This is a genomic window from Chitinivorax sp. B, assembly GCF_005503445.1.
Lineage (GTDB): Bacteria > Pseudomonadota > Gammaproteobacteria > Burkholderiales > SCOH01 > Chitinivorax.
On sequence record NZ_SCOH01000006.1, the window covers coordinates 15,583 to 38,523 of the forward strand.

At 53.9% G+C, this 22,941-nt stretch carries 24 protein-coding genes; 9 read left to right on the plus strand and 15 right to left on the minus strand.

Going from position 1 to position 22,941, the window contains the following annotated elements:
* Positions 1–328: 328 nt before the first annotated feature.
* Positions 329–529, minus strand: coding sequence for a hypothetical protein (locus tag FFS57_RS25140; RefSeq protein ID WP_171013651.1), 201 nt, complete (start codon positions 527–529; stop codon positions 329–331).
* 346 nt (positions 530–875) lie between these two features.
* Here FFS57_RS25140 and FFS57_RS05495 point away from each other — a divergent pair, with 346 nt between their 5' ends.
* Positions 876–1,055, plus strand: a complete 180-nt coding sequence (locus FFS57_RS05495; protein ID WP_137936764.1) for a hypothetical protein — start codon at positions 876–878, stop codon at positions 1,053–1,055.
* 284 nt (positions 1,056–1,339) lie between these two features.
* Here FFS57_RS05495 and FFS57_RS05500 read toward each other — a convergent pair whose 3' ends face one another.
* Genes FFS57_RS05500 through FFS57_RS05510 form a run of 3 tightly spaced genes read right to left on the minus strand, consistent with a single transcriptional unit; the run spans position 1,340 to position 3,748 of the window.
* Complete coding sequence (locus FFS57_RS05500; RefSeq protein ID WP_137936765.1) at positions 1,340–2,110, minus strand: slipin family protein; 771 nt, start codon at positions 2,108–2,110, stop codon at positions 1,340–1,342.
* Complete coding sequence (locus FFS57_RS05505; protein WP_137936846.1) at positions 2,103–3,521, minus strand: NfeD family protein; 1,419 nt, start codon at positions 3,519–3,521, stop codon at positions 2,103–2,105. The genes FFS57_RS05500 and FFS57_RS05505 overlap by 8 nt, the downstream gene beginning before the upstream one ends.
* A gap of 5 nt (positions 3,522–3,526) precedes the next feature.
* Positions 3,527–3,748 carry a hypothetical protein gene (locus tag FFS57_RS05510; RefSeq protein WP_137936766.1) on the minus strand — a complete coding sequence of 74 codons (222 nt, stop codon included), beginning with the start codon at positions 3,746–3,748 and terminating at the stop codon, positions 3,527–3,529.
* A 347-nt stretch (positions 3,749–4,095) separates the two neighbouring features.
* Here FFS57_RS05510 and FFS57_RS05515 point away from each other — a divergent pair, with 347 nt between their 5' ends.
* Positions 4,096–4,335: an IS6 family transposase gene (locus FFS57_RS05515; RefSeq protein WP_137936767.1), complete on the plus strand. Its 240-nt coding sequence runs from the start codon at positions 4,096–4,098 to the stop codon at positions 4,333–4,335.
* Positions 4,332–4,760, plus strand: coding sequence for a DUF1877 family protein (locus FFS57_RS05520; RefSeq protein WP_137936768.1), 429 nt, complete (start codon positions 4,332–4,334; stop codon positions 4,758–4,760). The genes FFS57_RS05515 and FFS57_RS05520 overlap by 4 nt, the downstream gene beginning before the upstream one ends.
* Before the next feature lie 230 nt (positions 4,761–4,990).
* Here the strand turns inward: FFS57_RS05520 and FFS57_RS05525 are convergent, their stop codons facing one another.
* On the minus strand, positions 4,991–6,619 hold the full coding sequence (locus FFS57_RS05525) for a methyl-accepting chemotaxis protein (RefSeq protein WP_171013652.1): 1,629 nt from the start codon (positions 6,617–6,619) through the stop codon (positions 4,991–4,993).
* A 735-nt stretch (positions 6,620–7,354) separates the two neighbouring features.
* Here FFS57_RS05525 and FFS57_RS05530 point away from each other — a divergent pair.
* A complete protein-coding gene (locus FFS57_RS05530) occupies positions 7,355–8,083 on the plus strand; it encodes a substrate-binding periplasmic protein (protein ID WP_249383901.1) in 729 nt (242 codons plus the stop codon).
* A 63-nt stretch (positions 8,084–8,146) separates the two neighbouring features.
* Here the strand turns inward: FFS57_RS05530 and FFS57_RS05535 are convergent, their stop codons facing one another.
* The 7 genes from FFS57_RS05535 to FFS57_RS05565 form a co-directional block, all read right to left on the minus strand.
* Positions 8,147–8,515 (minus strand): DUF3703 domain-containing protein, encoded by a 369-nt coding sequence (locus FFS57_RS05535; RefSeq protein WP_249383902.1) that lies wholly within the window; start codon positions 8,513–8,515, stop codon positions 8,147–8,149.
* A gap of 115 nt (positions 8,516–8,630) precedes the next feature.
* A complete protein-coding gene (locus FFS57_RS05540) occupies positions 8,631–9,101 on the minus strand; it encodes a DUF2726 domain-containing protein (protein ID WP_137936770.1) in 471 nt (156 codons plus the stop codon).
* A gap of 251 nt (positions 9,102–9,352) precedes the next feature.
* Complete coding sequence (locus FFS57_RS05545) at positions 9,353–10,000, minus strand: SOS response-associated peptidase (protein ID WP_137936771.1); 648 nt, start codon at positions 9,998–10,000, stop codon at positions 9,353–9,355.
* 16 nt (positions 10,001–10,016) lie between these two features.
* Complete coding sequence (locus tag FFS57_RS05550; protein ID WP_137936772.1) at positions 10,017–10,403, minus strand: hypothetical protein; 387 nt, start codon at positions 10,401–10,403, stop codon at positions 10,017–10,019.
* A gap of 269 nt (positions 10,404–10,672) precedes the next feature.
* On the minus strand, positions 10,673–11,035 hold the full coding sequence (locus tag FFS57_RS05555; protein ID WP_137936773.1) for a hypothetical protein: 363 nt from the start codon (positions 11,033–11,035) through the stop codon (positions 10,673–10,675).
* 439 nt (positions 11,036–11,474) lie between these two features.
* Complete coding sequence (locus FFS57_RS05560) at positions 11,475–12,107, minus strand: EF-hand domain-containing protein (RefSeq protein ID WP_137936774.1); 633 nt, start codon at positions 12,105–12,107, stop codon at positions 11,475–11,477.
* Positions 12,108–12,117: 10 nt separating this feature from the next.
* Positions 12,118–12,789: a hypothetical protein gene (locus tag FFS57_RS05565; protein WP_137936775.1), complete on the minus strand. Its 672-nt coding sequence runs from the start codon at positions 12,787–12,789 to the stop codon at positions 12,118–12,120.
* Positions 12,790–13,134: 345 nt separating this feature from the next.
* On the opposite strand from FFS57_RS05565, the gene FFS57_RS05570 reads away from it, so the two are divergent.
* Genes FFS57_RS05570 through FFS57_RS05580 form a run of 3 tightly spaced genes read left to right on the plus strand, consistent with a single transcriptional unit; the run spans position 13,135 to position 16,532 of the window.
* On the plus strand, positions 13,135–14,097 hold the full coding sequence (locus FFS57_RS05570; RefSeq protein ID WP_137936776.1) for an isocyanide synthase family protein: 963 nt from the start codon (positions 13,135–13,137) through the stop codon (positions 14,095–14,097).
* Positions 14,098–14,099: 2 nt separating this feature from the next.
* A complete protein-coding gene (locus FFS57_RS05575; protein WP_137936777.1) occupies positions 14,100–14,795 on the plus strand; it encodes an HAD family hydrolase in 696 nt (231 codons plus the stop codon).
* 12 nt (positions 14,796–14,807) lie between these two features.
* Positions 14,808–16,532, plus strand: coding sequence for an L-tyrosine/L-tryptophan isonitrile synthase family protein (locus tag FFS57_RS05580; RefSeq protein WP_137936778.1), 1,725 nt, complete (start codon positions 14,808–14,810; stop codon positions 16,530–16,532).
* A gap of 208 nt (positions 16,533–16,740) precedes the next feature.
* Here FFS57_RS05580 and FFS57_RS05585 read toward each other — a convergent pair whose 3' ends face one another.
* Entirely contained in the window at positions 16,741–17,631 is an 891-nt protein-coding gene (locus FFS57_RS05585; protein ID WP_137936779.1) for a LysR family transcriptional regulator, read from the minus strand.
* Between the two features lie 469 nt (positions 17,632–18,100).
* On the opposite strand from FFS57_RS05585, the gene FFS57_RS05590 reads away from it, so the two are divergent.
* On the plus strand, positions 18,101–19,117 hold the full coding sequence (locus FFS57_RS05590) for an N-acetylmuramoyl-L-alanine amidase (RefSeq protein WP_137936780.1): 1,017 nt from the start codon (positions 18,101–18,103) through the stop codon (positions 19,115–19,117).
* A gap of 178 nt (positions 19,118–19,295) precedes the next feature.
* Positions 19,296–21,233 carry a DUF1561 family protein gene (locus tag FFS57_RS05595; protein ID WP_137936781.1) on the plus strand — a complete coding sequence of 646 codons (1,938 nt, stop codon included), beginning with the start codon at positions 19,296–19,298 and terminating at the stop codon, positions 21,231–21,233.
* 101 nt (positions 21,234–21,334) lie between these two features.
* Here the strand turns inward: FFS57_RS05595 and FFS57_RS05600 are convergent, their stop codons facing one another.
* Both FFS57_RS05600 and FFS57_RS05605 read right to left on the minus strand, forming a co-directional pair.
* Positions 21,335–21,892 (minus strand): NADPH-dependent FMN reductase, encoded by a 558-nt coding sequence (locus FFS57_RS05600; RefSeq protein WP_137936782.1) that lies wholly within the window; start codon positions 21,890–21,892, stop codon positions 21,335–21,337.
* 77 nt (positions 21,893–21,969) lie between these two features.
* Entirely contained in the window at positions 21,970–22,821 is an 852-nt protein-coding gene (locus FFS57_RS05605) for a transporter substrate-binding domain-containing protein (protein ID WP_249383903.1), read from the minus strand.
* Between the last annotated feature and the right edge of the window lie 120 nt (positions 22,822–22,941).

The following is a 22,941-nucleotide window of genomic DNA, read 5'->3' on the forward strand; positions in this document are numbered from 1 at the left end:
CAACTGGGACTGTCCATAAAGGACCGGGTGCAACCCGGAATTTCCTCGCAACGTTGCGGAACTTCATGCTACGAAACCGGCTTATCGATGTCAACGGCGCGGCACGGTAAAGATGTCCTTTGGGTCATTCGGCACCAGAATTCAATGGAGAAAGATACTGTCAAACAATCGCAGTACATCTTTATCGACTCACTCGGCAGCTCTATCACAATGAATCACGACAACAAGCGCTAATCCGCGGTGTAGGCGGCGCAAGCCGCCTACACCGAATCGGACCATTGCCTAGCGAGGCTACATGGGACGACTTGGCCAGGCTGGGCTAGGCAACTTACAGACCCATGCTGGCCAGCATCAGGAAGGTGGCAAACAGCACAAAATGGGTCAGGCCCTCGATGGCCGCCAGTCCCAGAATGGCATTGATGTCCAGCATCACGGCGGAATACGGGATGCAACACGTTGCATGGCCAGCCAGTAGCAAGGCCGCCGGAACCGCCCCGCGCCCATATCGGCAAGCCGGAATAGGCCTCAATCGCCAACTGTAAAAGTGATTGAACCGGTTGTCTGCTGGCAGGCGCGAGACCGGTCAACCACGATCAGCAGCAACGACAAAGTAACCCTCGCCAGCCCCACATAACTCAAGTTGGTCGCCAATGGCACAGGTCTAATGCTCAAAGATGGCAACAGCACCATTTGCTGCCAGAAGGCGGCGGTGCTCAGGGCCACCCTGACGCAGCAGCTGGGGCCGATGGGGGTACAACATGTAGCACCGCCGCCACTACAAAGCAATTTGGCGGTCTGCCCGCTCAAGTTGACGGATGCCACCGCCAGAGGGCTATCTGCACGGCAGATACGGGCTGAAGCCGAGGAACCAGTACGTGAGTCGTCGCATGCGAGCAGGCTGGAAGTTTCGCAAACTGGACGACGCGATCGGCAATTACATTCAGGTGCTGTGGCTCCCAAAAATCTTCGGCGAGTGGTTCCTCGACGTTTGGAAGCTGTATCTGTGTCCGCTACACGCGGCGCCCAAGGCGCACCCGTTCGCCTCTGTGGTATGACATGGGCCAGATCAAGGCAAGCCACTGTCAATGGACGCTTTCATCCGGCCACCAGCGCACAGTGCACCGTATTGGCCTCGACGCCGCCAGGCTGAATGAGACGACCGCTCGCGGCCACCCCCATGCCTACGGGCAGTGATACGGGAATCCCTGCCGACCTTCAAACAGTTATTGCTGCCAAGAATGCAGACGGATTTTTATTGAGAGCCCGAAGTCCAAGCGATCGCGTAAGCACGCCTTCACTCCCCCGTGATCGACACGTCAGCAAAGTGAAGGGCGTGCTGTCAGCGGGCTCCGTCGCGATTCGCCGATGGTGTTATATGCAGCAATTCCATGAAGTCGCCAGGCACCGGGAAAACGATGGTATTGGACTTGTCGCCCGCGATACCTGTCAGGGTCTGCAAGTAGCGTAACTGCATGGCCTGAGGCCTGCTGGCGAGGATGTCAGCCGCTGCCAACAGCTTTTCCGACGCTTGCAATTCCCCCTCGGCGTGAATGACCTTGGCACGTCGCTCACGCTCCGCTTCGGCCTGTCTGGCGATGGCGCGGACCATGGATTCGTCGATATCGACATGCTTGATCTCGACATTGGAAACCTTGATACCCCAGGCATCGGTCTGGGCATCCAGCGCTGACTGGATATCCTGATTGAGGGTTTCGCGCTCGGCAAGCATCTGATCCAGCTCGTGCTTACCCAGCACTGAGCGTAGAGTGGTTTGCGCGAGCTGGCTGGTGGCGGCCATGAAATCCTCCACCTGTAAGATGCACTTAGCCGGATCGACGACGCGGAAATACACCACTGCGTTCACTTTTACCGAGACATTATCACGCGAGATGACGTCCTGACTTGGCACGTCGAACACGACCGTGCGCAGCCCCACCCGTACCATCTGCTGGATACCGGGCAACACCATCACCAGACCAGGTCCCTTCACCCGCCAGAACCGGCCAAGCATGAACACCACGCCGCGTTCATACTCACGCAGAATGCGGAAGCTCGACGACAATAACAGCACAATAACCAACACGACCATCAGACCACCGAGCTCAAACATCGTTGCCCTCCTTTTGGGGATTGATCGGTTCCACGGCCAGGGTCAAACCATGCCGCATGACGACCCTGATCTTTGTGCCACGCACCAAGGGTACCTGGCTTTGTACGCGCCACGTCTCACCCTGTATGCGCGCCCAGCCGCCGCTTTCGCCCGGGGCGATATTATCCAGGGTCTCACCCTCACTACCGGCGAGCGACTCGTCACCGGTGAGGACGGGCCGCTGCCGTGCTCGCAGCGCCAATGCACCGATGGCAAAGCTGAACAGCGCCGAGACACCGGCCAGCGGCGCAATCAGCACCAGGGAAACCCCATAATCAGGTAGGTCGGTATCGATCAACATCACTGAACCGAGCACGAAGGCAACAATCCCACCCATGCCCAGCGTACCGAAGCTGGGCAAAAACGCCTCTGCCACCATCATGGTGATGCCCAGTATGAGCAATGCCAAGCCGACGTAGTTAACTGGCATCAGTTGCAATGCGAACAGCGCCAGTAACAAGCAGATGCCGCCAACCACACCAGGGAGCAGCATCCCGGGGCTCATGAATTCATAAATCAGGCCATAGATGCCCAGCAGCAGTAGGATATAGGCGACGCTCGGCTCACCGATGACGGCGAGCAAGCGGGTGCGCCAATCCTGTTCCACGCGGGTAACGGCCAATTCGGCAAGGCTCAATGTTATGTCCGCTTTGCCCATTGCGACTTTGCGGCCGTGAAGTTGTTTGAGTAGGTCAGCCAGGTCAATGGCGATGACGTCAATCACTCGTTCCTGCAATGCGGCCTCAGCGGACAGGCTCTTGGCTTCGCGTACTGCACGTTCCGCCCAGGCTGCATTGCGTCCACGCAACTCCGCCAGGCCGCGGATGTAGGCGGCGGCATCATTGACTGCCTTATTGGTCTTGGCATCCGGCAATGGGGGAGCAGACTTTTCCGCTTGCTTGTCTGGCGGCTTACCTGGGGCACCAGCCGGCATCAGTTCCACCGGCGTTGCCGCACCCAGATTGGTGGCTGGTGCCATGGCGGCAACATGGCTGGCATAAAGTATGTAAGTACCAGCGCTGGCCGCGCGTGCACCGGGTGGTGAAACGTAAGTGGCCACTGGCGTATCGGATGCCAGGATGGCCTTGATAATGTCACGCATCGACGTATCGAGACCACCAGGCGTGTCCAGTTCGATCACTACCAGACGGGCGTGTGCCGCATTCGCTTTGTCGATACCACGCACCAGGTAATCCGCGCTAGCCGGGCCAATGGTGCCTTGCACCGTCAACACCTGGATACCCGCCAGCGTGGGCAAGCTGATCAACAGGCCAATCGAACACCACAACAGACGGCCAGCCCTCACGATGAGCGCTAACAGACTATTCACACAGCCTGTCTTGGCGTACGGGCCGCTTACCCGTCGTGGCATCATGATCAACGATCCTTAACTGGTGACCAGGCACGGTATCGGTATAGCCGGGCCGTATAGGTGAGTGCAATGTCAACGATGCTGGGTGCCGTCATGTCGGTGGTTTGGCGACGACGCGGGGTAATCGGCAATACGGTGACAGCACCGATGCTGGTGTGGGACAGTGCCAGTGCGTACAGTGCAACACTGATCGACATGGCCAAGGTCTGACCATGATAGCCCACCACCCTGTGCTCAAGCCAAGCGGGTTTAATGCCGTGAGCTAACTAGCATTCTTGACAAGCTCAATGCTACCCGGGACGAACAAAAGTGACTGAGCGCCTACAGACTGCGCCCAGTCCGATCCCAGCGTAGTTTCTACCTATTAGGCATAGCAGAATTCGACAATTGATCAACGCCAAGTTCATACTTTCATGGTACGTTGTCAGGACGATCCACCAAGCGGGATATTGACGATCTTGATTGCGCATGGCCCGACAGGTTTGCCGCAGGCAAGCCTGCATCGTTTCCGGTTCTGTTGCATTAACTCCCATTCAACGGCCAGTAAGTCTGGCCACAACAGGTAGGCAAGGCGATGTTGAATGCGAAACGGTTCCGATTTCCAGTGGAAATCATCCTGCAGTGTGTCCGCTGGCACGTGGCCCCTTCGTTCAGCGATCGGCAGATTGTTGAAATGATGGCAGAGCGAGGCATTCAGGTTGATCCTAGTGGCCTGCGTCGCTGGGCGGTCAGCATTCCATCAGCCAATAGCCACCACCTTGTCCGGCACCGCATCTGGATGGGCGATGTTGATCCTGAAAGGACATTCCAATGAGCATGGGCGGCGATTTTTACGCGATGACAGACAATCAGCTGGACGATCTTTTGTCGGGCGAACTGAATTACAGCGAGTTCCTACATAACGAACTCGCTGAGGCTCCATCTGACCAATTCACCAAGGGTGAACACGTTTGGTATGAGATCACCATGCTGCTGAAGGAGGAATCAGTCAGCGGCTACGACCACACCGATGCAATTCCCGAACAGTCCGGTTATTCCTACGCCAACGAGGTTCAGTCGATTGCAGCCGAGTTGAGCAGACTCGATCGCGAAACATTGGAGCGGCGCTTTGCCGAGCGCGCTGCTGGTCTAGGTACACGGGAGTCTTTTGAAACGGTGTACCCGATTCTCACCGGGGTCATTGAATTCTTTCAGCGCGCGGCCAGTCGGCAACAAGCCGTTCTGTTCCGCGTCACCTAAGTTTCTGACAGGGCATACTGCATCAGGGTAGAGCCCTGCGCCTTGTCAGCAATGCAAAAGGCAAACCGCGCCACATTCAACGTAACCGTACTGGCCAATCACAAGTGGCGTCAAACTGTGTCCGGTGGGTAGTCGATTACCCGGGCCTAACTGACTGTAGGCGCCGGATGCTCATGTGGTTTACAGGTAAACCATCAGATTGATAATCGGCGTCAACAGCTGCTGACGACTCAAATACGGAAGCGTTTGACGATCGTTTGTAGTTTATCTGCCAAGTTTCTCAGGTTGCCTGCCGTGAGTGTCGTTTCGTCGACCATGTGTGAATTGCTTTCCGACAATTGCGCAATGCGCTCCATGTGATTGGCGATCTGCATGCTGGCTGTACTTTGCTCTCGTGTGGCCACCGCAATTTCCTGCATGTGCTGGTCTGCCTGTAGCGCACCAGCACTGATCGCAGACAGAGCGGTGACGACTTGGTCGGTCAAGTCGACTCCCCGTTCGACAATCTGCGCATTGTTGGCAATGCTGTCCATCGCGTTACGTGTTTCGGAAATAATCGCATTGATAGTACCAGTGATCTCCGTGGTGGCCTGGCTGGTGCGTTCCGCCAGTTTACGCACTTCGTCAGCCACCACCGCGAAACCACGCCCTTGTTCGCCAGCACGAGCGGCTTCGATTGCTGCATTCAGTGCGAGTAAATTGGTTTGGTCGGCAATGTCGCGAATGGTGTTTGTGACGTGGCTAATGGCTGCCGATCGTTCGCCCAGTTGACCGACCAATGTACCCATGACATTGACCGATCTGGATATATCCTGCATCTCTGCCTTGGCTTGATTAGCGAGCTGCTTGCCATCCTGCGACAGCTGATGTGAATGCTGCGATACATCTGCTGCATCTTTCGCACGTGTTGCCACTTCACCGACACTGGTGGTCACCTGCTCCACTGCGGCAACGGTCGCACCGGCCAGGTCGTTCTGCTGGACCGAGACTGACGAAACCTCTGTTGCTGCCGACGCCAAGCGATTGGCTTCGTCAGCCACTCGATTCGACATCTCTTGAATCTCCTGGATGACACTACGGAAATTTGCGACGAGGCGATTGAAAGTTTGCGACACTGCAGCAATTTCGTCGTTACCCATAACGGGCAGTTCGATTGTAAAGTCCCCATCTCGTTGAACACGCTCCGCACCGGCAACAACGGAAGCTGCCGATCGAGCAATTCGCCGTGCGATCAGAAATACTGCCAGCACAACCAAACAGAATCCAGCCAGAATTGTAAACCCAACATAGTTGATCCCTTGACTGATCTGATGCTCGACGTCGTTCAATGGCACTGATACCGCGATCACACCGCGCACATCGCCTACCTTCCAGTCTCGTTTCGGTGATTCGGGATGCGCGTTGTGGCAGGCGACGCAGCCGGCTTGCATCACATCGGCCACTGCATAGCGGGCAAAAAGCTGCTTGTCTATTTTGGCCAACGTGTACTGGGGTGTTTTGGGATCTTGTTCCAACGATGCCAGCGCCTTCGTTTCGAAGTCATCATATTTCTCTGTTGCAGCTCGATGCGGAAACGGATGGCGGCTGTACAGCCGAACCGACATGCCGGCACTATCATGCGCAATGGCCTCACCCAATACTTTGACCAGCGTTGCCGGTAACGGCAGGGTATTGGCCTTTGTCATGAAATCATAATCCACCTGCATGCCGGATTTTTTGGCTCGCGGTATGATTTCGCCAGTATAGAATTTTCGGAGTGTCACCATTTGACCAGCCACTGCTTTGGCGGTCGACAACCCTGCACCATGGACTGTGGTTTCGCGGACGTAGCTTAGAATTGCCAATGTGCCGAATAGCATACATAGGCCTACCAAAAGTACTGGTATGATCATTTCCCGGAATACAGATTTCCCAATCGTCTTCGGCATCATCTCAACAATCCAATACGCAAATGTCAGCGCTATTGCAGACCACGCTCATCACGCTGTATCACCCGGTGGTCCCAATGAGTTGTAATAACCTTGTCCGGCCCTATCGATCAAACGGTTGGTCATCCCAACATATCGCTCAGGTCAAGCAGCTCCACACTCAATTCATGGCAAATACTTGGTTTCTGATGGCGTGAATCACACTATATATGCTTCACCATAGTTGTAATGACAGAAGCGTTCAAGCGACTTAATCCACCAAGTTGCTGACATGGCAGGCACTATCTGGAAAGCCCAATCGCCTGATTGCGAAACAGACGACCGCGTCGAGGCGCGGTTGCTTGCAACCTGTTCCGGCCAGAAAGCACGTCAAGTACAGGCTCGGCCGGTTTGAAGTGCAGTTCGCAATGCCCAGATTGATCAAAGTGGATCATTAGGTATCGATATACCAGCACCTGCACCCGAAAATGCGCAACCTCCTCGCACGTGGCAAGCGCCAGTGACATCAAGGTATATGTGCCGCCGCGCCGATCAAGTCGCATCATCCGAACCGTGTGCTCCTGCTCTATAATCAATACCTTACTTCATCGATTATAGTAATCATTAAATTTTATATTTCGTATACTTACATATTGAATAGGCAGATTCTTGATACAGGCAGAAGCGATGAAAGTACTGGTACTGCTCTGGCTGGTGATGGCAACCAGGGTATATGGTGTGGAAGTAGCGATGGCGTTTGGCGAGAAGATTCCCCCCTTCTGCTTTCCTGCCACCAATTCCGGGATAGAACTGGAGGTCATTGGAGAGGCATTGGCCTATCGAGGGCATGTCTTGAAGCCCCGATACTTTCCGTTGGCCCGCGTCCCCATTGCATTCAAATCAAAACGCGTCGACGCCGCAATGACCGACTTGGGAATCAATTTGACGGCTACCGGCGCCTATTACGGTGACCCGGCCGTCACCTATGACAACGTCCTCATCACCTTGCTGCATCGGCAGATCATCATCAGCAAACCGGAGGATCTGCAAGGGTTGCGGGTAATTTCCTTTCAGGGCGCCATCAAGCGCTACCCCGCTTGGCTCAATGCGGTAAAACGGGCGGGCAATTATTTCGAGCACAATGATCAGGCCGTGCAAGTCAGAACACTCATGCGCGGACACTATGATGTCGTGCTCAGCGACCGGAACATTTTCAAATACTTCATGCTTCAGCTGAAACACGAAGAGGGTGATGTGTTGCCGATTCAAGAGCATTCATTCACTACGATTGACCCGAAGGATTACCGACCGGTATTTCGCAGTCGCGAAGTGCGGGACGACTTCAATGCAGGACTAAAGCATTTGAAAGAGACTGGGCGATATCAAGCTATTTATGACAAATATTTGACGGAATGAGTTTGGCTGATCAATCCATCAACTTGAATCACATACTGCAACCCGCAAATCGGGGGTATGGGGTCAGTCGAAATAGCGCTGCAAATCTTCAGGAATCGGCATGGGCATGAATGGGCTGACATTGGCGCCGCCGGTATTACCAATGGGTACACGGCCAATGGCCGATCCCAATCCGCCACCAACAATCCGAATCACCTGCCCAACGACTTCACGCCGGTCACGCCGTTGCAAGCCAATTCTCAGCATCCACACATGGCTGATGATATGGGGCCAAACATAACGCTGCCCCAGAATGTGGGCACGTTCCAGATGGGAAAATGCAACATCAAACTGTTGCAGCCCATATGCCTGCTTCCCAGCAGTCATTTCAGCATCAAATGCCGTGCCAAGTTTCATTGGCATGGCACGAAACCCGTGCGTCAACTGCTTCATTACCTAGTATGCCTTGTCATGAATTGAGGACCCGTCTTGGGTCCACTACCCTAACACATGCTGCCAAACAAGTAATGTACTCTGCCGCCCCGGCTCGGGCATCGCCAGCTCGCAATCAGCCCTCAACCAATGTCTCACGCAGCCTTGGCACCGTAGGCATGTTACGAACATGAAAACGCACCATGCGGATACCGGCGGCGGCGACAGCCCTATCCTTCTTCTCATCTGCGGCTTGGCGATCAGGCCGTTGGTGAGATGCATCATCCAGTTCAATAGCTGCAACGATGGAGGCATCCCGATTGCAGAGCACGAAATCCACACTCATCCGACTGATGCGGTTGAACCAATATTGTCGATCTGCACCTTTGCGAATACCCAGAATGCGGGACAAGCCGACTTGAGCTAGAACAATATGATCCGGAAAAGCTTGGGTCAGCCGAAAATAGAGAATCTGCTCCGGCTCAGACATGGGTTTTTGCGCAATGAACGGCCACGACTCTTCCCGCTTCCGACCGGAGCCGAGCAACAGTCTCAATGCAGCCAGTACCACCACCGCAACCGCACCCCAAATCACAATATCTCGCATATCACATCCAAAAAAGCGGCCGATACTAAAGCGCTATCTGAAAATCTTCAAATTCTTTTGTTTCCGCGAAAATAACCGACGGCAGGCCAAACTAACCTGTGCAACATGGCCTGGACATCATCACCGAGTCAAACCGTTCAGAAGGCAGGGTGTTGCATACATTGGATTGAGAGTGAAGATGCCTTGACCTGCAAACAGATGCACAGTCGGACCCGCAATATGATCCGGCAGAGACTCCAAGGCCGATAAATTCACCCAGATATGGTGCTGCGCGGCGCTGGCGCTGCATCCATTCGCTCGGCAGGATAAGGACGCAGAAATTGCCGTGCCATTACAGGGTTCCTGCAACTCAACCAAGCCTGGTAATCTTCTGGCGGCACGATAACCAACATGCGTTTCTCGTCCAGTGGCTTATGAAATCGCCGCATCAAAGGGTGGTCATCGGCATTGATGGTGATTTGGGTGAATGCGCAATCAATTCCGCCGTCTTCGCGAGCCCAGGTGCGCCAGATTCCGGCAACAGCGAAGATGCTGTCGTCAACCATGCCGATTCGCCAGCGCACGTGCGAACCTGATTCATAATTGGGTTCATACAGGTATTTCACAGGTACCAAGCAAAACTGGCAGGCCTGCCAGAAAGGCTTGTAGTTACGTAAGGTACCAATGGTTTCCGATCGCGCATTCATGGTTGACAGCTTGTTGACACCTGGCGGTTTCCACATTTGCGGAACCAGGCCGTAACTGGCAGGCACACAGATACGAGCACCATCGTCATCCAGTAGCACAATGGGCGCCAGATAGTCTTGCCAGGTCTCCTCTGGCTGATTCTCAACGGGGTAATCCACCCCAAAATGGTGACAAAGTTCGCGAGACGTAGCTGTCTGAAAATTCACGCACATGGCCGAAATACTCGACCTAATGTGGCAAAGTCAGGCTTGACCGAATTTGTGACAACAACCAAGCGTCCGTAGCATAGGGTGGCCACTGCGCACTGACTGACCGGGCATGCTGCATCAACGCCAGCATGGCCTGTTTGGACATACCGCCAAAGGTGCCACGATCGGTCAAGCCCTGCACCACCGCAGCAGCCTTGACGCCACCGAGCCATTGCATGGCCGCCATGAATGTCCAGCCAGGGCCGATACGCGACACTACCTGATCGTTCAGTATATCAACGTCCAGAGCGGTGTTGGCACACGCCAAGGCAAACACGGCCAGCGCCCCAAATGTCTTGCGGGCATCGGTAATGGTGGGTGGGATGGGATTAACAAGCAGCGTTGCCTGCTCACAAGCAGTTTTCATTGTTCCTCCTGGCAGTATGGATGCCATGCCAATCTGATTGAGCAGGTCAACACAGACATCACGATAACTGTAATTATAAACAGCCAATCAATCAAATGCCAATTGGGCGCACTCGCAGCTAGCTGAACTTGAAATCAAGCGGCTCGATTACGCTGTATTGAGTCTATCAGGACGGCTGCCGGCAACTCCAGACAAAACAATCCGCTTCATCCAAAACAGCCGATGAAGGTTGTAGATCTTGTTGACAAGCGGTAGATTGCCCGCCTGATTCAACGCCCGAACTGGAAAGGTATGGTTCGCATGTAACCGACCGTATCCAATGGGCTTTTCGCATAAGAAGCCACCAGATCGGAAGCGCGGCTGGCACTGGTCAGTTCAATGTGCTGAAAAGCAACAACCAGCATCTGGATAGCAGCATCAATTGTCAAGTTGTTGGCATTGGCAAACTCGCGCAGTTGACTGGCCGTTTGGCGGCTGAGGTCAACAGAGGAGCCGATACCATTGAGCTTCCTGCTTCTGCGCTTGCGTTCGGCCGGGGTCATGGCACGTGTGCCAATAGGTGGACGGCCACGCCGTTTCGGCACTGGCATGCCTGGGAGTTCCATGGTTTTGTCGTCTGCTGCTTGCTTCATGGATGGGGTCGTGAATTTTTTGCGGCGCGCATTGTAACACCGTTGGCGATAAATTATTCATTGCGTGACGGGCGCGAAAGCGGATCAAACCATCACATTGCCACGACACGTCATTGACCAACCTTGAATCAACATGACCAAGTCAACGGAAAGCAATCGATTAATCCTTATAAAACAAATCACTGAAATTTTAAGCAATTATCAATCCACGTTCGAGTGGAGCGGTTTGATGGATTGACAGGCAGTTACCAGTCATTGGATCAATCATTTGATTCCGGCCTGCATTGCATCAGTATTTGGGATACGTTGCCATCAGGATCGGCGATCCATCAATACCTTCATGCCCACGTACAGCATCTGCCGGCTGCTGCTTACCAGTGGCCGGGCCGGCCAGCAACATCAAGTGGCACCTTATCGGCCACGAGGCAAGCCGGATGAGCTATAGCCGCCCGTAGTACAGCAGATTGCCCGGCGATTGTGGATCGCTGCTGACGATAAATTGATAAGCCAATTGTTCGACATCGTGTAGGGTCAATCGGCCATCCTTATCAGCATCCATGGTGCAGAATGCATCCCAAGCACTGGCGCGCGAGCCGATAGCCACCAATAGGTTACGATACTCCTCATAGGTAATACAGTCGCTGCCATCATGATCAATCAAGTCCATGATGGCGCGACATGCCTGCTTCAATGAAGGAGATGGGCCATTGGCACTTTCGCAGGCATAGACCTGCCGTTCAAAGTAGCAAAGATAGTCGCTCAGTGACACCACTAGATCCCCATTGTGTTCGGTTGCTGCGCCTAGCCGCCAGAACAGCGCGGTACGGATATCGACCAGGTAGTGGGTTCGAGGATCGTTCTCGTCCCACCCAAATGCCTTGGCGACACGTCGGGCATGCTCCACAAATTCTTCCAGCGCCAGGAAGCCGTCGTGATTCTGATCGTAGAAATTGAACAGTGCCGTAAACTTCTCGACTTGAAATGGGGATAGATTGACAGCTTGCACTTGCTTATCAGAAGAAGCCTGATTACAAGGTAAAACAAGCGAATCCAGAGTCGTAGTGGTCGACATGATGACAAACCTATGCAGAAGTGACGGTGAAAGAAGTGGTAGGCCAGGCGGTAATGGCCATCTGGAGCAACGGACAACAACTGCAACGAACAAGACCCGATTGGATGGCAGGCAGACTAGATGCCAACACACGACAGGCATCCCCCACCATCAGGAAATAAGGTACGTCACCACGCTGCTTGGTTTGCAGCCCGGTGTGGGCAAACCCGGCAGACAAAGCCATCTGTAGCGACACGCCGCCATTCTCGGCCAGTACATAGCGCACCCCGTGGTGCCAGCCCCACAGTATGGCCAGCACGGTCAACAAATACCCCCAGCCACATCGACGATACTCGGGGACGATATACAAACCCAGGCCTTCGCAATATTGGCCGCGATCTGCCGAGGGCAGATTAGCCAATGGCCAACCTGTTTTTGATTCAAACAAGAAACGAACAGATGGATGTGGCAGGATGACACCTGTCATGCCGACAGGCTCGCCTGCGGGGTTGGTCAGCAGGACGAATCGCGCCGTTGGCAATTGCCGGGCAGAAGGCGATGCGACGATGGCATCGCCTTGGCTCTGGCCACGTTCCGCCATGCTGCGCTGCCAGAACTGATCAATCAACTGTAGATCAGCGTGTATGCCCGCCTCGTTTTGCCGCTGATCCAGGCGGACTACCCACTTGCCGTCATGACTCATCCTGCCTCCTGGGTTGATAGGTGCAGCGTGTCGATTCAGGTGGACGGGTCACGCCACACCCTGGCATTTACTGTAGCTGATTGGGTGGACGATTCAAGGCATGAGCTGTATATGACTATAACCCCAATACAGACAGCGGTCATCATTATTAATTTTTGCTTAATTGTGAATTCAAGCAAAGGCTCTTTTTCAATCCTTCTCAGCACGCCATCATTTGCGAAAATTTGTTTTCAACCATGCTGGCCTTTTCAATTTTGTCACATCATAACATCTGAATATCTGCAATTAAATATTTGATTGTCGGATCTTCCAAGCCCTCACCCCCATTCGGAGGACTTACCCTTCATGAATGCAGTAGTCGATGACACGCAATTAATTGCGCATGCCATTCTAGACATCATCTTCAAGCGCCGCCGCTTGCTGGCTGAAGAAGTTGACCTTTTGCCGGGCAGCATCCTTCCAGACGAACAGCGGCCACATCTGGAGAAAATTGCCGCCATGGTCGCAGCGCATCAGCCAATCGAGATGATCCTGCCCGCCTTCCCCGGCAAGTCGCCCAATCGCAACAAAACATTGGGCCAGTTGCCAGATCTGGCAGAACGGCACTCACTGGCCAATCTGCATACGATGCTGCAAGAGATTGCCAGCTTGTACTCCCCTGGGGGCATGATCCGAATCTGCTCGGACGGCTATGTTTTTGCAGACCTGGTCCGAATCCCGGACCCTGAAGTCGAAGGTTACGTCAGTGAGTTGGCGCGTCATACACGGCACTACTTCGGGGGCGCTTTTCAATACTTCGATCTGATCGATGCCTACCCAGACCTACCCTCAATGGACGCACGACGTGAAGAAATGTTGATCGACCATGCCGAGCCATTGCGCTGCCTACGCCTACGCTGCAGTGAAGAGCCAGAGGCAATTGCCATGTATCGCGGCACCACGCGCTTTTTGTTTGAGGATTATCAGGGGTTGGCAGACTTCGCGACCTGGAGCAAAACCCGCATCCAGCAACATGCCCGGACGATTGCTTACCGGGTCATCCAGCGCAGCAATGCCTGGAGTGCGCTACTGGAGCAACGTTTCCCGCACGCTTTGCGCTTGTCGATCCACCCGCAATATCGCATCTCGAAAAAGATCGGGATCAACATGATTGCAACGGATGACTGCTGGCGCACACCTTGGCATTCCGTCGCGGTGTGTCGGGCGGGCGAAGTATACCTGGAGCGGCGCAGTACCATTGATGAGAATCAGGCCGTACTGGTATTTGAACGCGGCCGGCCCTCTTATTATCAGTTGATGGCGGTTTGATCATGCATCAAGTACATGCAGTGCTATTTGATCTTGACGGCACATTGATTGACACGGTCGACGATATTCACGCTGCAGTGAATCGTCTATTGATTCAATTCAACAAGCCAACCATTTCGCTGATGAGCTGTCGTCAGTTTATCGGCCATGGCACCGTCAATATGCTTGAACAGCTGTTGCCAGACCTACCTGCCGATATGTTTGATGCACTTCATCAACAGTATCTGGCTGATTACGAATGCCATGTGGCTGTGCATTCCCGGCCCTTTCAAGCAGTACATGCACTATTGGCCGACTGCCAAGCATGTGACCTCTCTCTCGCCGTCGTGACCAACAAACAGGATGGCATGGCCAAAAAGTTGTTGGCTGCACAACTACCCGACATCCGGTTTGATTTTATTTGCGGCGCTGCCGCCCAATGGCCCAACAAACCTGCGCCAGATGCTGCTTTATACATTGCAAGGCAGTGGGGGATTGCACCTGCACATTGCCTGTTGATCGGCGATACCGTCTGCGACATCCACACTGCACGCCATGCCGGCATGGTAGCAGGAGCCGCCCTTTGGGGTTACGGCAAGGCTGATGCGTTGCTGGCAACCGGGCCCGATCTGGCTTTCTCATCCCCAACGCACTTACATCATCACCTGCAACGTGGCGCGTTTCCGGGGCTGACTCGCCACCAATCACTTCCAGCTTAAAGGACCCTTTTCATGAATATGCAAGACTTGCGTCTAGTCGAGCACATTGTGGCGTTGCTGAACCAATATCGCGTGCCTGCAGAACAAGATCGCTTTGAAACAATTGGGCGGACGTTGTTAACTGATCAAGTAGTTGGGTTCGTCAATCGATCTGCCCCCCTCTTGTTTATTCTGCCGGGCTTTCCGTGCAAATCACCGAACAAGACCGCCAAGTCCTTCGGCACCCTGCCAGACCTAGGCGAAGCCCTGGCCATTCAGTACCTTGATGCAATGTGCGCCCAAATCAAACGCCTATATCCGCCCGGCATTGAGCTGACGATACTCAGTGATGGCACGACCTTTGCCGATTTGGTTGATGTCAGTGAAGCCGACAAGAATGCGTATCGAGCACGGTTACGAGATCTGGCCGTAACGGAGTTTATTCGCTGGGCTGACCTGGGTGACTTGCTTGAGCAAACTTTGCCCGATGCCGACATGGTGAAGCTTCTGACCCGGCAGGCCAACGGCAAACCTGGGTCTTTGGCACGATTCAAGGACGAAGTGGCCGCCAATGAAACCCTGAGTGCCACTCACGACAAACTGTGCGGCTACCTGTACAACGATGTCCGCGTTGCCCGATTGAACGAGGGCAATCAGGATGCCTTTATGGCCCAACTTGCAGAAAACGCCTACGCCATGATGTTCCGTGGCCGAGCGTTGAGCGCGCATATCGAACGTCGTTACCCGCAACATATCCGCCTGTCTGTGCACCAATATGACAATAGCGGCCCCAAATTTACCGTGAGCTTGTTTAAGGGTGCAACGCGGGTGATGCTACCCTGGCACAGTGTGCCACAGCGTGATCTAAATGGCGGGTTCCGATTATTGCCACATGCCCAGATCAATCGTGAACTCTGCGTGCAGGCCACATATCAGGGCCAGCCGTGGTGCTACCTGCAGGTAGATGATCCGCTGCTGACACAATTCAGCTATCGCATCATCAAAGCCCCTCGCTTTGGGTTGGAGATCATCAATACTACACAGCTCAGTCTGGCCATGTTCAATGTCACTTTTCTGACTGGGCTGGCGCAGGATTTCGGTTTTGTGCTGTTTCGCAATGCCCGTTTTGACGACGCTGCTGCCCTGATCACACTTAGCGAGCGGTTCACCGGCATCGACCAGCGTCAAATTGGGGAGGCAGTCAAAGCCCAAGACAAGCTCAACGGCCTCACGCAAGCCACCAGGCAGGTCCCCAGCGCTGATGTCGCTGGCCATCCCAGCTTGACTGCCCGGCAAATCTTTTTGTATTGCAAAGCCCCCCTGGCAACGGACGCGGGGCAGACCGCCTTGGTGGATAGCCATACTGTGTTGCGGCTGGCGGGCGAGGCAACTACTACCCAATGGCGTGATATTGCGCTGACCTATGACACCGGACTAACCCATGCTGATGGTTCGTCACTCACCCACCCATTGATTCAGACTCACCCCAACACGGGCGAGCTAATCCTGCGATATCAAAAAACCAGCAAGTCGGCATTTCAGAAATTCACCGTAACGGCACAAGGTCTGGACCAGGTCGGTACCGACATGCTGATCGACAAGCTGAATACACTCTGCCATGACCCACGGTGCAGGCTAGTTCATGAATGGCAGGCCAACGATCTGTTACTGATCGACAACCTTTGTACTTTGCACGATCAATTGCCTCTGCCTGAACAATCAGACATGCAAACGTTCTGGCGAGTGCAGATCCCTTGATTGTGTCACTATCAACCACCAATCCAATCGCACAAAAGGCCCATTTCATGGGCCGCATCGGTATCCGGCCAGGTTGTTGAGGCCAGTGACGCGAGGCCTCTATGCATGGAAGTTGACATCAAGTACAGATTGCGGCGATCCCGCATCTTCAACTCAGGCTGGAGGGCTTGGGCACCGCCATTCGTGCCTATGGTCTGACGTGGCGTGATCAAATGGCCGACAGCCGATCCCGAATGGCTTCAATCGCATAATTGACTTTGGCAGGCAGCCCCTCCCGTCGATGGGTCATGACATACAGCCGCATTGGTGGAATCTGCCAGGCCGGCAGCAGATGCACCAATGCACCACTTTCCAGCTCTTGGCGAATCTCCTTGGCCGGCTGCAAGCTCAGGCCCAGGCCAGACATCACAAATTGCCGCAAGGACAGCATGCTGTTGCTGCATAGTCGAGCCGAGGCCATGACTGTAGCTTGACGACCATCCTCATGGCTCAGTGTCAATTGCAAGGGTTGACGATCATGGTCCAGCGCGACCCAGTCATGCTGTGACAACTGCTCCGGCGACTGTATGGGCGGGTGCCGTGCCAAGTAACTGGGCGCTGCACACAATGCCATGTTCCAGTCGGTGATGTAGCGGGCGACCAGGCTGGAATCATTCAATTCGCCAATACGTATAGCCAAGTCGATGCGGCTCTCCAGCAGATCGATCACTTCATCATGAAAAAACAATCGCAACCTCAGCTTCGGATAGGCATCCAGCAAGGGGGCCAACGCATCGGCAATCAAATGCCCAGAAAAACCGATTGGTGCTGCGATGCGTAACTCCCCGACCGGGACATGACGCAACTCCTCCAACAGCAAGTCGGCCTCCTCCACTGCCTTCATCACCTGTCGGCAACTTTCGTAATAGCGTGCACCTGCCTCGGTCAACGTCATCTTGCGGGTATTTCGATGCAGCAGGCTAAGCTGCATGCTGTCTTCCAACTTACGAATCTGCTGACTGATAGCGGAGGCTGACATACCCAACTCGTTTGCCGCCCCCGCCATGCTGCCCTTGTCGACAACGGTGGCAAAGATGTTCATGCGGGCGATCTTATTCATTTTTCGATACCTTCTGCAAATGGGTGCCACCGGATCTTCATTCAGCCCTCTGAATGAATTCTTCTTGAACACTGATCAACACAACAAACTTTAAAGACAATTGAATAAATAGATTAGTTCATGTCTTTAGCATAATGCAAATGACTGTATCATCACATTGCCCGGCTCCTCTTGTAGCTCCCTCACCCATCAATACTTATCAAGCAATTGATAGATATGGGATTGGGCAGCATGGCTGCCTGTCACCCTCCATATTGCCAATCATTAAATATGCCACTGCAGCATATTATTTACACTGCAGTGCTTATGCTGCAGGAAAATGGGTGTCTCATATATGCCATACCCATTAATGATTTAGTTGATCTTCATGCACTAATAAGTAAAGACAGATTTACCTGATGACGTGACATCGCGTATGGTGTGATCCACAGGCAAACGGCCACCCTCAGATGATGAAGGAGCAAGTAGCATGGGCAGCACCCCATCCAAACCGATGAGTCGCTCACGACGCAGCTTTCTGCAGCGATCTTCACTGATTTCTTTCAGCGTGCTGGCCTTGCCAGGCTGCGTGGTCAGCGCTGGGTACAATTCTGCCAACGCACGACATGATGGCGGTTACCAGCTTGATGACAGGATGGACTCAGCCAGCCAGGATTCGCGAGTGAGAACCCTGGTTTTGCACTACACAGCCCGTCCGCTCGACACGTCGCTGGAGATGCTCACACAAGGCCAGTACCAGGTCAGTGCACACTATCTGGTACCAGATCAGGCAATCAACGGCGACCCATTCACCATCTATCAACTGGTACCGGAAACACGACGTGCCTGGCATGCCGGCGTCAGTTACTGGCAAGGCGACCGGATGATCAATGCCAGCTCGATCGGCATCGAAATCGTCAACCTTGGTTTTCCACCAGAAGATGAGTCATTGCCACTGATGCAACGCCGCTGGTACAACTATCCCCCAGCTCAGATGCATGCCGTTGCACGACTGATGGCTGACATCATTGCCCGGCATGACATCAAACCACACAAGATTGTTGGCCATGCCGATGTTGCCCCAGGGCGAAAATTCGATCCTGGCCCGCTGTTTCCTTGGCACATCCTGTTTACCCAGTACCAGATTGGTGCTTGGCCTGACGCCGAGGCGGTTCAACACTACCAGACCCATCAATCTTTCAGCGGCGATATCCGCACACTGCAAGCCAAGTTGCTGGCCTACGGCTACGACACGCCACAGTCCGGCTTGCTGGATGAGGCAACCCGCCATGTGATTGCCGCCTTCCAGATGCACTTTCGGCCCGCCAAATACGATGGCGAACCTGATGTGGGGACCGTCGCCATCTTGGATGCACTATTGGAAAAGTATGTCGGCCGCCCACGTTCGCAACCCATGGACCGACAGCCCGCCACCCACTTCCCCTCCACCATCGACCACCAGGAAAAAGGTAGCGATATCTGGCCATCTCCCCACGGGGGCCGGTAAGTAACCATGTGTATCAACTTCTGCGTTTTTTCCTGTTCACGCGTTCACCTGTCGTAATCCATGGGTTGGTAGTACAAACCTACCTTTCATAGTTGGATCAAGCTTGCCGTGATCTCGACCCCCCATTGCAGGTGGGGATTTATCCATTTAGCCATCACGGCCATTTCTCAGGAGCACCATGATCATTTCTCACCCGCCCCTTCGCTTCAGCTGCCTGCTTGCACTTTGCAGTCTTTATACTGCCACCAGCCATGCCGGCATGCATTTCGAATCCGCCAAGCTCAAGTGGAAGCCGTTGAATTACCAAGTCAAAGGTTACAATGGCAACTGGTGCATCCAACCGTATCTTTCCGGAGATATCCTGGATACCAGCCTGAAACGATGCAACAACGATTCAGTGCAGTTCGCCCATACCGCTGCCGGCCAGGTTATTGCCCGCTTCAAGGACAATGCGGACAAATCCCATTTCTGGTGCTTATCCACCCGGCCGCCGAATCCCGGTAGTTATGAATACCTGGCAATGGACTATTGTGATCTGAATGATGCCAAGCAACGCTGGAAGTTTGTTTATTCCAAAACCGAACGTGCTTATCAACTGGTCAATGATCTGGCTGGCCGCCGCGTTGAGGGTGGTGCCAGCTATCCATATGTTTCAGATAGGGACGGAAATGCACCCCTATTGCTTCCGGTCGACCAATATGCCGATTGGATCAGCCGTCCTTCCAGCCCGCTGATCGAGTTCAGCACAGATATTCGGGCAGAAGGGTATGACATCAGCCCAACCGCGGGTGGGTGGCTGTACCAGCAAAGCTATCCATTCAAGCTGCATTACAACGCGCACAATGGTACGTTGTCACTGGCTTACTACAATGGTGCCCGACATGGCCGCAAGGTATGCCTGAAATCCAACCAGGCGAATACTGTATCGGAATGGGATTGGGTCACCAATGAGTATTGCAGCACAGACGGTGATGCCCCAGGGTCAATGCAATGGACCCTGCACGGCGAAACGAATGGCAAGGTATCGATTCGTGACGGTGCCGGTAACGAATTGCGGGTCCAGCAATCGTTCGGGCGAGGGAAGTACTATCTGTACACCAGCCAGAAGAAACCGGCCAACGATTCTGCCCATATCCGCGCCTTTCAGACCAATGCCCTGACTCACCAGGCGGCCCTGTTCACTGATCAGGTCTGCAACTCGCAACGAACCCATCGCGTTCCACGCGCTGCCGATGCCAGCTGCGGTAGCGATGGCCGGTATCTGGCCTTCAACGTGGCGGCCAATATCTTGTACCTGAGCGCAACTCAGCTGCAATCCCGGTTGCCAACGATTCAAGATGTCATCGGCCATTTCTATTCCAGCCAACTGGTGCCATTGACCGGCGAAAACCGCTATCTGGACGCATTGTATGATCTGGTCAGAAATCACCCGACCTATTCCTACCAACTGCTGACAAGCCGCTACTTCAATCGCACGCCGCAAACACCTGTGACGGTGACAAACAACACGTTCTCACAGGTATATAACGTCAATGGCGACGTGGACCTGCTGAAATTCGGCGCAGTATTCGATCATTTCATGGAGCGGCAGATCGACCAGGCCGATCCCACCGCCGCTCAGGATGCCAGTCGCTTCTTCTGGCGGACCCGTGAAGTCTATGGCATGACATCTGGTCGATCACTGGGTCGGAATATGGCCCTGTTCCATTTCACACCGCGCCCTGACCCACAACAACCCAATACTCAGCCGCCAGCCGTCTTCATCATGGCGCTGTCTGGTGGTAGCACGCCAAATGACCTGGGAGAACTACGCTTGCATATTGGGGTCGAGTCCAGTACCGGCAGCGTCCATCCGATGCCAATCCAATGGCCAGATACCAGCGACAACCACACCAACCCGACCAACCGTTTTGCAGATTCCGAACGGATGGCATTTGAATACATGTTGACAAATCGGGAGATCGACACGTTGCTGAGCCGTGGCGGCGTACTGCGGATACTATCGGAACGGCCGCTCTGCGCCGGGTGCCAGACGGCCACGGCAGAGTTCATGTCTCGATACCAGAACGTCCATGTCCGTATCGTGCATGGCGCGGGCAAAACCCAGAAACCGTGACCATCCGGGCTGTAGCAATGCGGCCAAGCACCTTGGCTTCGTGATGAAGTGGAAACAGCAACGCCGGCATCGTGCCGGCGTTGTCAAGCCTGAGTGATGCTTCAGCTATTGGCAGCAACCCATTCTGCAAAGTGATTCATGAAACCCTGAATAAAGGTGCGGGTACTATCACTGGTCAGGTTGCCCGCCTCATCAAACAAGTGCGATGCTCCACCAATGTAGGCCTCTGGCTGTTGCATGGCTGGCACATTCAAAAACACCAAGGATTGTCGGAGGTGGTGATTGGCACCAAAACCACCTATCGCCCCGGGCGATACACTGATCACCGCACCTGGCTTGCCACTCCAGATACTTTTCCCATAAGGCCGCGAGCCAACATCAATGGCGTTCTTGAGTGGGGCAGGTACAGAGCGATTGTATTCGGGGGTGACAAACAGTACTCCATCGAATTGCTGCATGCGCTCACGAAAAGCCACCCATCCTGCTGGCGGCTGCCCTTCATCGTCCAGATCCTGATTGTAGAGTTGCAACTGGCCAATCTCGACAATTTCCAGACTGAGCGTCGACGGAGCACATGCCATCAATGACAGGGCCATTTTCCGATTCAACGACTGCTTACGCAGACTCCCCACGATCACTGCGATCTTCTTGCTTGCCATGTTTCTTCCTTCTGCGGGTTATCCAACCAATGAGAACATCCACAACGACTGACCTGCTTGCATTCAAAGTACCAACGCTAAGGTAGCTGATCAAACCACAATTCCCGGCGATTCAATGGCGTAGCAGCGGGCAATAACGGATTGTCAAGATCCGTCACCCGTCGACTGGTCAAATTCAGCATTCGCACAGCTTGACCAAAATGCTGCCAGAACAAGGCTTCCAAACTGGCATCCCGAATCGCGGCTTCCAATCCCCGGGTAATGTCCTCTGCCAATTCGGGCCGTTTGGGACTGACAAAAAAATAGAATGCTGTCCGGTAGCGCAGCACATGCATGGGCTCGATCGCCAATCCCATCTTGCGATGGCTGTCGAGTTCCGGAATGACTTCAATGACGGATCGTGGAAAATAATCGATCCGCTTTGCAGCCAGTTGCTCGAACAAGCTTTCATAATTACTGGTGGTAGAAACCGTCAAGCCATTGCTGCGCATGATGCCTGTATCCGGCCAGTCATGCATCTGGCCTGCGATCAGGGGCGCCCAATCGTGCAAGGTGCTAATGCTGGCAAAACGGCGTTCATCCCCTTGCCGGATCAATGCGATACGCCAGCCAATCAGACCACGATCGATTGGTATCCGAATCGGCAACAACTCCGACTCACGTATTGGGTCTGTCATCGCCCAGATGACATCCACCTTGCCACTGTTCTGTTTCAGTTCCAACATGGCCCTGCTTTGAACCATGGCCGTTCTTGACTGTTTCAACTCATAAGCTTTACCGGATTTTGACAATGCTAGGTGTAGCACACTCAACACATAGTCAAGTTGAGGGTCTGCCACCGCCTGATGCTTCGGGTAAGTGATGGTTTCGGCAGCTGATACAATCCCCAGCAACAAGCAGAACCCGCAGCAGACAAGCTGTTTGAACATGCTGTACCCCTACTTCTATTGCTTAAGGATTGTGCGATTGACCGTCGCATGGCAACCCATGTAACCGACAGGACTTCGATTAAATTGTAGGGTAGAAAAAATGGGCTCGCGAAAATCAAA